Annotated in this window: 12 protein-coding genes; 5 read left to right on the top strand and 7 right to left on the bottom strand. The window is 44.3% G+C overall.

The genetic code is table 11. The features are described from left to right. Positions 1 to 102 precede the first annotated feature (102 nt). Positions 103 to 1,398, top strand: a complete 1,296-nt coding sequence (locus WC496_02425) for a DUF1598 domain-containing protein (GenBank protein MFA5291871.1) — start codon at positions 103 to 105, stop codon at positions 1,396 to 1,398. Between the two features lie 117 nt (positions 1,399 to 1,515). Next, entirely contained in the window at positions 1,516 to 2,463 is a 948-nt protein-coding gene (locus WC496_02430; protein ID MFA5291872.1) for a thermonuclease family protein, read from the top strand. An 11-nt stretch (positions 2,464 to 2,474) separates the two neighbouring features. Here the strand turns inward: WC496_02430 and WC496_02435 are convergent, their stop codons facing one another. From WC496_02435 to lipA, 3 genes are all read right to left on the bottom strand, one after another. Next, positions 2,475 to 3,533 carry a hypothetical protein gene (locus WC496_02435; GenBank protein ID MFA5291873.1) on the bottom strand — a complete coding sequence of 353 codons (1,059 nt, stop codon included), beginning with the start codon at positions 3,531 to 3,533 and terminating at the stop codon, positions 2,475 to 2,477. Continuing rightward, on the bottom strand, positions 3,533 to 4,159 hold the full coding sequence (locus WC496_02440) for a sigma-70 family RNA polymerase sigma factor (protein ID MFA5291874.1): 627 nt from the start codon (positions 4,157 to 4,159) through the stop codon (positions 3,533 to 3,535). The genes WC496_02435 and WC496_02440 overlap by 1 nt, the downstream gene beginning before the upstream one ends. A 74-nt stretch (positions 4,160 to 4,233) precedes the next feature. Continuing rightward, a complete protein-coding gene (gene lipA, locus WC496_02445) occupies positions 4,234 to 5,754 on the bottom strand; it encodes a lipoyl synthase (protein MFA5291875.1) in 1,521 nt (506 codons plus the stop codon). Positions 5,755 to 5,872: 118 nt separating this feature from the next. Here lipA and WC496_02450 point away from each other — a divergent pair, with 118 nt between their 5' ends. From WC496_02450 to WC496_02460, 3 genes are read left to right on the top strand one after another with little or no spacing between them, the layout of a single operon-like run. Next, positions 5,873 to 6,214 carry a helix-turn-helix transcriptional regulator gene (locus tag WC496_02450; protein ID MFA5291876.1) on the top strand — a complete coding sequence of 114 codons (342 nt, stop codon included), beginning with the start codon at positions 5,873 to 5,875 and terminating at the stop codon, positions 6,212 to 6,214. Between the two features lie 56 nt (positions 6,215 to 6,270). Further along, the gene (locus WC496_02455) at positions 6,271 to 7,656 is read left to right on the top strand and encodes a hypothetical protein (protein MFA5291877.1); all 1,386 of its coding nucleotides are present in this window, start codon (positions 6,271 to 6,273) and stop codon (positions 7,654 to 7,656) included. A gap of 22 nt (positions 7,657 to 7,678) precedes the next feature. After that, entirely contained in the window at positions 7,679 to 7,885 is a 207-nt protein-coding gene (locus tag WC496_02460; protein MFA5291878.1) for a hypothetical protein, read from the top strand. A 165-nt stretch (positions 7,886 to 8,050) separates the two neighbouring features. Here the strand turns inward: WC496_02460 and asnA are convergent, their stop codons facing one another. The 4 genes from asnA to WC496_02480 form a co-directional block, all read right to left on the bottom strand. Further along, positions 8,051 to 9,091 (bottom strand): aspartate--ammonia ligase, encoded by a 1,041-nt coding sequence (gene asnA / locus WC496_02465; GenBank protein MFA5291879.1) that lies wholly within the window; start codon positions 9,089 to 9,091, stop codon positions 8,051 to 8,053. 103 nt (positions 9,092 to 9,194) lie between these two features. Beyond that, complete coding sequence (locus tag WC496_02470; protein ID MFA5291880.1) at positions 9,195 to 9,866, bottom strand: OmpA family protein; 672 nt, start codon at positions 9,864 to 9,866, stop codon at positions 9,195 to 9,197. Between the two features lie 40 nt (positions 9,867 to 9,906). Then, positions 9,907 to 11,073, bottom strand: a complete 1,167-nt coding sequence (locus WC496_02475) for a prepilin peptidase (protein MFA5291881.1) — start codon at positions 11,071 to 11,073, stop codon at positions 9,907 to 9,909. A 10-nt stretch (positions 11,074 to 11,083) separates the two neighbouring features. Beyond that, positions 11,084 to 12,298, bottom strand: a complete 1,215-nt coding sequence (locus tag WC496_02480) for an argininosuccinate synthase (protein ID MFA5291882.1) — start codon at positions 12,296 to 12,298, stop codon at positions 11,084 to 11,086. Between the last annotated feature and the right edge of the window lies 1 nt (position 12,299).

The raw sequence follows: 12,299 nt of genomic DNA on the forward strand, positions 1-12,299 counted from the left end.
ATTATTTTTTGGGTTAGTTTTTAAGGTTTGACGGTACGAAACCAGTATATTACAATTTTCAGATGTTTTAAATCCCTATAGTGCAAAGGAGAGAAATGGGTTATGAATGCAACTTACAAGATTTACACTAATCTTTTATTAATACTGGTCTGTTTTTTTTCTTTTTCAGCGTTTACCTTTGCGGAAGGGCCGGCACGGATTCATCCTTCAGGCAGCAAAGAGAAAATTTGTCTTTCGATGCGTGTTTTGTCGATTGAGGCCGAAAAAAAACCGTTGAGCGATAAGGTTATGAAACTTGCCGGTATAGGCTGGCTGGAAGGATTCGTGATTGACTCGAATAATCACGACATAATTCTCATCGGGCGGTCTGTCCCGAATTGGCCGGCACTTCGTTTGGACGATTTAGCTGTCAGCATACGGAATATATGGCAGAGAGACTCTTATCCTTATTGTTCGCTGGATCCCCGTCCGCAGGATATAATGAATCTCAACCATCTTGCTTCCGGCTCGGGGGCTATAACAAGCGTAGAGCAAATGCACGAATTTTTTAAAAAGCTTCAGGATGCCTGGGGGCCTCAAACTGTTGTCGTTGGCGGCGTTCCCCGGAATTCCCGCCATGCGCATATAATGATTGATGCCGATTATCATATGAAAAAACTTTCGCAGGGCCTGATTGAGATTCCTCCAATTAGTTCCTGTCTTGATATTGTAATTGATGATGCCAAAAAAGGTATACATAGTACAGGGCAGGTTCCTGCTCTCGGTATGTCCATGTCGCGATTTTGGTTTCATATCGGCAACGATGAGCCTGCCTATCAGCAGGCCGATGAAATAGTATGTCTGGAGAAATGTTCGGTTGTGGTTTTAACCGAGAAGCAAAGAATGGCCGCCGATGGAACGTTAAGCGACGATTATAATCAGGACGACCTGCAGGCGGGTATTTTCGCTCAGCAGTTGTCCGAGAATTTTCAGCAGGCGGCTATGCAGGTGCCGGAATACGCCGATTTGGAGAATATTTTCAGGCTTAATGCGATTCTTCAGGCTATGCGATTTTATGATGCCGCTGGCCGGGCGAATCTCAATCTTCGTTTTTATCTGAAGGAATACGTCTGTCAGGCGGATTATCCTATGCCGGATTCTCTGCCGGGGCTGGCCAATTTCAAGCAGGTCGAAGAGCAGTTTAATCAGGGGGCATTTGTTTATCAGTATGTACTTTTTCCTATGGCTTGCGGCGGTGTAAGTATGGAGATTAATGTTAGCGATAAACAATTCGCAAAAACCGATACGGCTCAACTCAATCAGTTGCGCAGAACAGTACTCCAGACCAGACCTTCGCCGGATACTCTTTTCTGGCATTTCAAGGGACTCGATGGCAAAAAATTGCGAGAATCCAGGTAAACGGCGGAAAGATTCTCATATTTTTCAGTCTGATTTTTATTCTTTTTTTGCTTTTTTTATGTCTCTTTGCTGTTAGAATTGCCTGTGTATGGGAGGATTAGTTAGCGAGAGAATTATATGAAAGCTTTTTTAGAAAAGAATAAAATACACATAACTATAATTTTTGCGGCGTTTATTATCGCCGGCTCAATTTGGGAGTCAAACAGGTCGGGGACGCTCGGCCCGCAGAGCGAAACTTATATTCAGTCGAGGCCGCTGCAGTTATTGGAAACTGCCGAACCGCAGGAAGTTAACAAAACTGAAGAACAGCCGCATTGTGCCAACAGCATAGATTATACCAAGGCTCCGAATCATGTGGGAGAATATGCCTGCGTAACAGGAAAAATAGACCATGTTTACACTTCGCAGAAGGGCGTTACATTTCTGAATTTCTGCCCCGACTATCAAATCTGCCCGTTTGGTGCGGTAATTTTCGGTTCAGACGCGTCTAAATTTCCCGATCCGAAACAATACGAACAAAAAATTGTGGAAATCACCGGCCTGATAAAATCTTATCAGAGCCGGCCGGAGATTATTCTGGCTGACCCCTGTCAAATCAGAATTTTATCTCTTAAGAGTTCATCTGTTAAAAAAGACCCGGTTCTTTGCATGGTTGCGGCAATAATTGACGGCGATACTATCAAGGTCGATATTGGAGGAGAAACTGAAACCGTAAGGCTGATTGGAATAGATACTCCCGAAATAGCGAATTCTCAGAATACCGGTCAGGAGTATTTCGGCACTGAAGCGGCTCAATATACTAAACAGCTTATTGAAAACAAGCTTGTCTATCTGATACCCGACCCGATGCAGTCGGACCGGGATAAGTACGGCAGAATTTTAAGATATGTTTTCCTGAAAGATGGTACTTTCATCAATGCAAAACTCATCAGGGAAGGTTACGCTTATAACTATATATACGAGCCGTTCCAATTTATGAAGTATTTTTATACTTTGGAGAAACTGGCAAAAGAAGACAGATTTGGGATGTGGGCCGACAAAAAAAACAGGGCTAAGAAGAGATAGAACCGGTACTGTTACGGCACCAGGAAAACATCTGTTGCACAGGCAGGCCTTTCTGTGCCGCGATATGTGTTAAGGTCTTTTACCGTGAAGATATCATCGTCTTGGCCGACGACTCTGCCGGAGAGGAATTTGACCGATCCATCGCTGAACATAACGTTTTGGCCTCTGCTGCGATGACTGCTGCTGTTGATTCTTAACAGTTTTTCGCTTAACGTAACAGGGTCAAATTCAGATTTAGAGAGGCAATTTGGATTTTTAAGACAGGCTTCGAAAATGGGGTTCGTATCGGACATCAACGGTGTTGAACTTTTCGGATAGACGGCCTTGTTCGGCTCGCAGATGAGTCTGAAACTGTAAGTGATATATCGCCTGTTTGGAAAATCAGAAAGACCTGCGATTTGTGCCCGGTCCAGTTTAATTTGTTTTTTATTACTGCCTCCGGGGCAGGTAAACACTTCCGGCTGGAGGTAGTTCTGTTTTACGAGCAGCCAGACGTGCCTTGTATTTGACTGATTTTCCGATCCGGTTGAGCCGACCTTCCACCATGGATTACCGGCCTTTGTGGTAACGGCAGGAAGAAAATTCTGATGTTCGCCGGCGTATTGTGTTACGCCCTGAGCGACTTTAGAAAGATTTGCTTCACAGGCAGTCTGCCAGGCCTGCGCCCGCATAGACCTTGATACCGGTACGAATAAACCGGAGAATATTAGTATGCCTGCGGCAATTGCGGCGGCATCGGCAAGGCTTCGCCAGAAGCTCGGCCGTTTTGTGACTAACTTTTCGTTTTCAGCCTGCAGTAATTTTTCGAGACCTTCCGGGCCAGTTGAAGCATTATGATGCGAATAGAGCTGCTGAAGAGTTTTTTCAACGAGATAATCGGGACAGCTTACGCAGGTTTGGTGGTCGAGATGCTCAAGGGGAGAAAGCGAATGATGAAGCCTGTTGTAAAACTCTATCGCACCCTGATGTTTTTGCAGAAGCTCTTTTGCTATGTCGGTTTCCTGCTGGTCTGCACATTCGAAATAATAATCGAGCAGTATATCCCGCTGTTCTTTGTTAAGCGTATCCATCAAATCATTCCGTCTGTTGTAGTCGATTTCCATTTTTTGGTAAAATGCACTATGGCTGTATGCAGCCGGCTTTTCACCGTCCCTATTGGTATACTCAAAATGTCAGCCATTTGTTTGTAAGAAAATTGTTCAAAATAGGCTAAAAGGAGAATTTCGCGAAGATTTCCAGGCATACTTTCTATAATCCGGCGGACTTTTTCGGCCTGTTCTGTCCTGGCGGCTTCATCGTAAGGTGTTATTTCGTAAGACTTTAGGGAATTTACAACATCGTCAACATTGAGGTCTGAAGGTTCGGCCATAGCACCTATAGAAACAGTGTCCTGTCTTTGCTGTTTTCGCAGGGTATCCCTTGCTTTATTCGCTGCGATTGTGAAAAGCCATGGCCGCAGGGGCTTGTCTTTTTCGAAGGTTTTTCTGCTCCTGTAGAGCTGCAGAAACGTCTCCTGAAAGGCGTCTTCCACAAGCTGAGACTGGTTGAGGAACCTCCTTAAAAACGCGTAAAGCGGGTTTTTGTATCGCGTTACGATTTCCTGAAAGGCGTCCTTGTCTCCGGCGACATAACGACGCAACAGGTACTGTTCGTCCGCTTTGGCTTTTTGATTTTTATGTTCGTCAATGTTTTTCATTTTTCGGGGGCATTATAGAAGAAAAGAGGGAAAAATAAAAGGCAAAAGTAAAGCTCGGCTATCTTCTTTTTGTCCTATGTTTCGGCGTAATAACTGCTTCGCGTAAACGGCGAAGACATAACCCAATCGAAGCCAAGCTGTTTTGCCCGCTCGGCCCAGTAGTCGAATTTCTCCGGCCTGATGTATTCGGCGACCTCAAGCGATTGTTTAGAAGGTTTAAGATACTGACCTATTGCCAGACGGTTACAGTTTACGTTTCGCAGGTCTTTTAGAACCTGTTCGATTTCATCGTCCCTCTCGCCGAGGCCGAGCATAATTGAAGATTTTGTTGTAGTATCGGGCAGAAGTTTTTTTGCGATTTCAAGAAGTTTCAGAGAGGCCTGATAATCTGCGCCGCTTCTTGCGATTTTGTAGAGTCTCGGTACAGTCTCAAGATTATGGCCGAAGACAAACGGCAGGGCATTTGAGAGAATTTTAAGAGCTTCATTTTGACAGTTTTTAAAATCCGGCACAAGAAGCTCGAATCTTATGCCGCTGTTTTGCAGCCGTACGGTATTTATAACATCTTTGAATTGTGCTGCTCCGCCGTCAGGCAAATCATCTCTCGTAACGGAAGTGATGACGAGATATTTGATTTTCAATTGTTTGGCAAGCTGTGCAACCCTTTGCGGTTCTGTTTTATCCGGCGGCAGGGGAGAACCTTTTACGACTGAACAGAATTTGCAGTTTCGCGTGCAGATATTGCCGAGAATGAGGACTGTAGCGGTGCCGCGGGACCAGCATTGGCCCTGATTGGGACAATTTGCATTTGTACAAATTGTCTCAATGCCGAGCTGATTGATGATTAAGCTGGTATTATTAAAACTGCCGCCTGCAGGCAGAGGCCTTTTGAGCCACTCCGGCAGCCGTCTTTTGGTTTTTGATTCATTTTTAGTAAAATGATTCAACAGGATTTTTTTAAGGGTGTTTTTTGCGGTTTCTATATCAATTTTTTTGCCGGCCTGTCCGCCATAGCCCTGGCGAAGGCGGAGTTCCTTTTCGGCGCTGGTCATTATGACGTTATCCAGGCCGCATGGGATTATAAAGTCAAAAATACTCAAATCATTATTGATATTTATCGCTATGCCGTGAAATGTAATCCATTTTTTGATTTGTACGCCGATAGAGGCAATCTTTCTATTCTCAATCCAAAGGCCGGGGAAGCCTTTTTTAGTTTCACTTTTAACGCCAAGTTCGGCGAGAAATTCAATTCCGATTTTTTCGAGCAAACGAACATAATCGCTCACGCCGAGACTGTGCTTCTTTAAATTTATAATCGGATAAATAACGATTTGGCCGGGATTGTGCGCTGTGCTTCCTCCGCCGCGGCGGATTTGAATAATTTCAATGCCGGCCTGTTCGATTGCGTCAGAATCTTTGAGGAGTTTGTTTGCACTGTTTCTTGCGCCGAGTGTAATAACAGGCGGATGCTCAACGATAAAAATTACTTCTTCACCGGCCTCGGTCTGCAAAGCGAGCATTGCCTTTTCCTGCATCGCAAGTACGGTGTTATAATCCTTTATCCCGCAATCTATTATGTTAATATCAGTTGTCATTGGTCATCATTATATCGCAATTAATATAAAATTAAAACTTTTTACATATTATGCTTGACAGTGCATACTATGTAATACATAATATGTAATAGAAACCAATATTTTCAGGAGTATACAAATGAAATTTGAGCGAGAGTTATTAAAAGGAATAGCTCCGGTTGTAGTGCTCGAGACTTTATCTCGCGGCAGGATGTATGGTTACGAGCTGAGCGAGGCCATCGAAAACAAAAGTCAAAAGATTCTCACTTTAGGCCAGGGAACGCTTTATCCGCTGCTTTACAACCTCGAATCCCAAAAACTGATTAAAGGCCAATGGGAAACCGCCGAATCCGGCAGAGAACGCAAGTATTATTCGATTACGAGCAAAGGCAAACAGCGTCTCGAAACCGATAAGGTACAACTTGCAGATTTATTCAAAGCGATGAAACTTGTTTTCGGGACAAGCATGGCAAATATTTGATTTTTGCCACAGAGTTTTTTAGCCACAGAGAGCACAGAGCTCACAGAGGGATAGATATGAAAAAGGAAATGAAACATTCAGATTTTGTCAATTTGCCTGCCTGCGTTGCGGATTATATTAAGCTTGTAATAAAGAAGATGCGATGGCACAAAAAGGTTCGTGCAGACGTTCAGGCCGAGCTTATCTCACATTTCGAAGATGCCCTGAAAGACTGCAAAACAAACGAGGACAAAGAAAAAACAGCTAAGGAGTTGATTGCCAATTTCGGCGACGCAAAACTTATCGCCACTCTTACACGCCGGGCAAAAAAACGCTGCCGCCCGCTTTGGCAAAAAGTACTGATTCATTCATTTCAGATTATTGGAATAATTATCATTTATATAGTAATTTGCGGTGTTTATCTTTCTTCAGGTAAGCCAAATATCTCTTTAAACTATGTCGAATGGCTCAATAACTATGTTCGTCAGGGCAGAGACGAATCCCTCAACAGCGCTCCGATGATAAAAAAAACAGCCGACCTTTTCATAGATGAACCTAATTGGCTAAAAGAAAGCAAGGCAAAATGGCCGGATGATTTTAACGAAATCCAGTTAAAGGAGTTTGAAAACTGGCTGTTGCAAAATTCTCAGGCAATTGAAACGTTCAGGAAAGCATCTGAAAAGCCGTATTATTGGAATATTTATGACGCCAATAAATCAGATTTTACCCGGATGAATGAAGTATTGGATTATCCGATGAAAGAGCTTTCAAAATATCGCTGGATGGCAAGGATAATGGATTGGCAGGTGCGATACTCGGCATACAGAAACGAAACACAAACTGCGGTAAACGACGTGATAGATTTATGTAAATTCGGTCATAATATGCAGGGTACCGGATTGCTTGTCGAGCAGCTTGTCGGAATAGCGATTGAGGCGGTAGGATTTGCAACTACATATGACGTCATAAGCAAAAATGATGTATCAGTTCGGCAATTAGAAGATTTGCAAAGTTTCTTTCAGCAGGAACGGGGCGGCGATGTAATTAACATTGAAGCAGAGAAAGTAATCTTATACGACTTTATTCAACGAAACTTTGCTGATGATGGAAAAGGTGGCGGCAGACCTGTTCGCCAGGGTACTGGTTTTGCCGGCAAAAACACAGTTCAGATAATTTTCAATATATTGATATTTAATCTGCCGGACAGAAAAAAAGTAATTGAACAGGTTGACAATGTATATGATGCGTATAGGCAATTATTTGAAAGTTCGAATTTTGAAAGTGCAGAAATAAAATTCAATCAGGAAGTAAGTGATGCTCCGATGCTTTTACAAATTTCTTTTCCGGCATTAAAAAATCTTGGCAAACTTTCATGGCGTTTCAAAACTCAAAGAGACGGTCTTATCACAACTTTGGCGGTTATGAGATACAAAAAACAGACCGGCAAATACCCCGACGGCTGAGGAATTAGTAGAAAAAGGTTTTATGGTCAAAATGCCTTTCGATGTATATCGAAATGGGCCATTAACATATCGAAAAACTGACACTGGTTTCATATTGTATAGTTTCAGCGAAGACAGGGATGATGATGGAGGGAAAATGGGGGTTAGCAAAGAAGGCAAACCGTATATGTGGAATTCTGAGGGCGATGCTGTTTTCTGGCCGGTAACACATCTTTCAGGTAAAAAATAGTCCTGTTATAAAATTTGTTAAATTTCCTGAACAAAGCCTTATAGGCCGGCGTATGTAATATTGGAAAAAGTAAATAACATAATTCTTCTTTGCCTCCTCCTAGGTTCAAATAGACTGTGGCGGCCTTTAGAGCATTAAAGGCCGCCTTTTCTTTTTATCCATTAATTAAAGTAATTTAATGCCGGCTTGTCCGCATTTATCGAGCATATCCTGCGGCCAGATACTTGCGTGCACTTCGCCGACATGAATTTTCCGCAGCAGGAACATACATAATCTTGATTGTCCGATACCGCCGCCAATCGATAACGGCAGTTCACCGTTGAGCAGTCTTTTGTGCCAGGCGAACTCGGTTCTGTTAAGAGAGTTTCGTATTTCGAGTTGTTTCAGCATTGCGTCTTTATCAACACGGATGCCCATCGAGCTTATTTCAAAGGCCCTGTTCAGTATCGGATACCACAAAAGGATATCGCCGTTAAGGCCTTTTCTGTCGCTGCCTGTCGGCGTAACCCAGTCGTCATAGTCCGGCGCTCTGCCGTCGTGAAGGGTACCGTCTTTAAGTTCGCCGCCGATACCGATTACAAAAACGGCGCCGTGTTCTTTTGTGATTTTATCTTCCCGCTGTCTCGGAGGAAGGTCGGGATACATTTCGAGGAGTTCTTCGGTGTGAATAAATTTAATATCTTTCGGCAGTATCGGCGTTATCTGCGGGTATAGAGTGCGGACGTGATTTTCAGTTTCACGAATGGCGTTATAGATTGTCCTGACAATACTTTTGAGAAAATCGAGGTTTCTCTCCTGCGGCTTGATAGTTCTTTCCCAGTCCCACTGGTCCACGTAAATCGAATGAAGATTATCGAGCGATTCTTCGTCGGGCCTTATCGCGTTCATATCCGTATAAAGACCTTCGCCGGGCTGAAAGCCGTAATCGGCAAGCACCATTCGTTTCCACTTGGCCAGCGAAAATACCACCTCCGCGTCGGCGTCGTTATCGTCTCTTACCTGGAACGTTACCTTGCGCTCAATGCCGTTAAGGTCATCGTTAATGCCCGAACCCTTACGGACAAACAGCGGCGCCGAAACGCGCTGCAGACTCAAATTCCAGGCGAGAGCCTGTTCAAAAAAATCCTTTAATTCCTTTATGGCTTTTTCAGTTTCTCTAAGCGACAGTGGCGATTTGTACTTCGGGTCAATATAAAGGTTCGACAATTTTTACTCCCTGAAAACCAGTAATAATTCTTTATAAAAAAACGGCCCCGGCAAAAAACCGGGACCGTAAAACCGTTTATTAATTCCGTTCTTTAAACGGCATTTATCTCATGTGCACAACGATTTCAACTCTTCTGTTCTTTGCCTTGCCGCTGCCGGAATTTGGCGCTACCGGTCTGCTCGAACCGCAGCCGATGGCTCTGATTCTGTCATCCGGAATGCCGGTGGAATTTAACTGCCTGAGAACTGAAAGAGCTCTTTGTGAAGACAACTCCCAGTTATCCTTCCAGCTTGATTTCTTTATCGGGTCGGTATCTGTATGGCCGACGACATCTATTAATCTGCCGCTGTATTTGTCCTTCAAAACCGAAACAATGCCGTCGAGATTGCCCTTGGCACTTGTTTTTAGAACGGCCTTGCCTGAATCGAACAAAATCATTTCAGGCAGGGTAACGGTAATCGTTCCGGCCTTTGCGTCTACATCGACATCGTAATCACCGAAGCCTGTGGCATCGCCGCCGGATTTGCCGCCTTCCATTTGCTTTTTCATATCTTCCAGTGCCTGCTGACTTTCAGCAAGTCTGCCGGCAAGTTCCTGCTTTTCGGAGGCACTGCCCTCGAGAGTGGATTTGCAGTTATCGTACAAACCCTTGAGGTTCTGATGCTCGACATTCAGAGAGTTATATTTTTTCTTATAGTTTTCACAGCCGGTGATGAGACTATAAGAGACCATTATAACAGCCAGCAACAACACTTTTTTTCTCAGAGCAAACATTATCCATCTCCTTTATTTTAAAAAATTCATTCCTTTTTATTTAACGGTAAATTATGAACTGCAGCCAGTTCACAACCGCATCGTGTAAAATCATAACCACAAAGACCCCCATTGACAAGAAGGGACCGTACGGAATTTGACGTATTTTTTTAAAAAACATGGAAAAGACAGTCCAGGCAAGTCCAAAGAAGGGGGCAATGAAGAAAGCCACCACAACGGGCCATGGCCCCAGTACGGCACCGGCGGCACCCATAAGATGGACATCGCCAAGCCCCATTGCCTCTTTGCCGAAGGCGAAAGTACCTAAAATACGTGTTATCCAGACTATGCCGCAACCTATGAAATAACCCCATAAACCGCCTAAAAGTCCAGCAATAACAGGTATTTGCGAAAAATCTATCCACCAATCTGAAAATCGTGGTACGTTTTTAAAAATTTCAAATGCCGCAAAGGCACCAACAACTATCGGCAATAGAAAGATTACCTCTTTTAACATTTCAAGACGATGATTATAGTTTTCTGTTTGTTTTTGTTCGGTTTGAGAGTCTATAGTATCTGATTTTTCCGAGGGATAACTTGTCTTAATAATTCCGGTGAAAAGTAACAAAAGAGATGTTACCAGACCAACTAAAGCTCCAGCGGCTAAAATAGCGACCTTTGCGGATGCCAGCGGAAAGAGGTCGTAACTTCTGATAATAGCGGAATCATAGAAAAAAGTTCCCGCTCCGGCAGCGATAATACCTGCCGCTGTTACAAGCCAGCAGATGGAAATAGGGATGATATATAATTCCAAATCGATTGCCGAGGCCGCGATGAAACAGGAGAGCATAATAATATGAACAAGGTACAGCGAAAAACCGCCTTCGAAAAATCCGCCGATTCCTTTTCTGAAAGCTGTCTGGAAATAAATCCAGTAAAGAGCGACAAAAAGCAGGGCGGTCAGCAATTCGATGATGAAATACCGCGGCGTGATTTTGGTTTTGCATTTGCGGCATTTGCCCATCAGGAGCAGCCATGAAAGAATCGGAATATTATCGTAAAAAGCTATCGGCGTTTTGCAAACAGGGCAGGCCGAGCCGGGCCGAACAAGCGATAAATCTCTCGGAAGCCGATAAATCACGACATTTAGAAAACTGCCGACAGAGGCGCCGAGCGCGAAGATAAATGTAATCAGCAATCCATCCGGTATAACAATGCATCCTGCCAAATATTATTCCTTATTTTTGTTTGTTAACTATGCCGGCAACTTTCATTTGCAGACCGAACAGGCGTATAAATCCTGTCGCGTCTGTCGGATTGTATTCATCGCCCATCGTGAAGCTTGCCATCTTCGTACTGTAAAGACTTTTTGGACTCTTGATTCCCGCCGGTGTGCAGCGGCCTTTATATAGTTTCATTTTTACCGAGCCGGTAACATTCTGCTGCGTTACATCGACAAACGCATCGAGCGCGTGACGAAGCTGGCAGAACCACTGGCCGTTATAGACAAGGTCGGCGTATTTTAGCGCGACCTGCTGTTTGTAGTGCAGAGTTTCGCGGTCGAGCGTCAGAGTTTCCAGTGCCTTGTGAGCTTCGACAAGTATAGTTCCGCCGGGCGTTTCATAAACGCCGCGGGATTTAATGCCGACGAGACGATTCTCAACGACATCAGCCTGACCGACAGCGTGTTTGCCGCCGATTTTATTCAATTGCTCGATAATCTTTACAGGGTCTGTCTTTTTGCCGTTAATTGCGACAGGCACACCTTTTTCAAAACCGATTACAACATACTCCGCTTTGTTCGGGGCCTTGGAAACGGGATTCGAAAGGACGAACAGGCGATCCAATGGTTCGTTTGCCGGGTCTTCAAGCTCAGCGCCTTCGTGGCTTATGTGCCAGAGGTTCCGGTCGCGGGAATAAATTTTCTTTACGCTCTGTTCAATCGGAACTTTATGCTTTTTGGCGTATTCAATCGCTGCTTCCCGGCTGGTCAGTTCGAATTTCGGGTCTTTCCACGGTGCGATAATTTTCAGTTTCGGGTCGAGAGCCATATATGTAAGCTCGAAACGTACCTGGTCGTTGCCTTTGCCGGTAGCTCCGTGAGCGACGCCGATAGCGCCTTCCTGCTGAGCGACCATAACCTGATGTTTGGCAATTAGCGGCCGGGCGATACTTGTGCCGAGAAGATAGCCGTTTTCGTAAATCGCTCCGCTTTTGAGCATCGGCCAGAGATATTCGGTAACAAATTCTTTCCGCAGGTCTTTAACGATACACTTTACCGCGCCGGAAGCGAGTGCTTTTTTCTTAATTCCGTCGAGTTCTTCGGCCTGACCGAGGTCGGCGGCGAACGCTATAACGTCATAGCCGTAGTTTTCCTTTAGCCACGGCAGAATTACACTGGTATCGAGTCCGCCGCTATAGGCGAGAACGACTTTATTTGATGATTTTGCCATT

The sequence above is a fragment of the Phycisphaerae bacterium genome (genome assembly GCA_041652575.1).
Classification (GTDB): Bacteria; Planctomycetota; Phycisphaerae; order Sedimentisphaerales; family UBA12454; genus UBA12454.

Bases quoted from the DNA above. Each gene is read 5' to 3' on its own strand.
- WC496_02470 (MFA5291880.1), bottom strand. From the start codon at position 9,866: ATGTTTGCTCTGAGAAAAAAAGTGTTGTTGCTGGCTGTTATAATGGTC.
- WC496_02435 (MFA5291873.1), bottom strand. From the start codon at position 3,533: ATGGATACGCTTAACAAAGAACAGCGGGATATACTGCTCGATTATTAT.
- WC496_02455 (MFA5291877.1), top strand. From the start codon at position 6,271: ATGAAAAAGGAAATGAAACATTCAGATTTTGTCAATTTGCCTGCCTGC.
- WC496_02425 (MFA5291871.1), top strand. From the start codon at position 103: ATGAATGCAACTTACAAGATTTACACTAATCTTTTATTAATACTGGTC.
- WC496_02440 (MFA5291874.1), bottom strand. From the start codon at position 4,159: ATGAAAAACATTGACGAACATAAAAATCAAAAAGCCAAAGCGGACGAA.
- lipA (MFA5291875.1), bottom strand. From the start codon at position 5,754: ATGACAACTGATATTAACATAATAGATTGCGGGATAAAGGATTATAAC.
- WC496_02460 (MFA5291878.1), top strand. From the start codon at position 7,679: ATGGTCAAAATGCCTTTCGATGTATATCGAAATGGGCCATTAACATAT.
- WC496_02480 (MFA5291882.1), bottom strand. From the start codon at position 12,298: ATGGCAAAATCATCAAATAAAGTCGTTCTCGCCTATAGCGGCGGACTC.
- WC496_02450 (MFA5291876.1), top strand. From the start codon at position 5,873: ATGAAATTTGAGCGAGAGTTATTAAAAGGAATAGCTCCGGTTGTAGTG.
- WC496_02430 (MFA5291872.1), top strand. From the start codon at position 1,516: ATGAAAGCTTTTTTAGAAAAGAATAAAATACACATAACTATAATTTTT.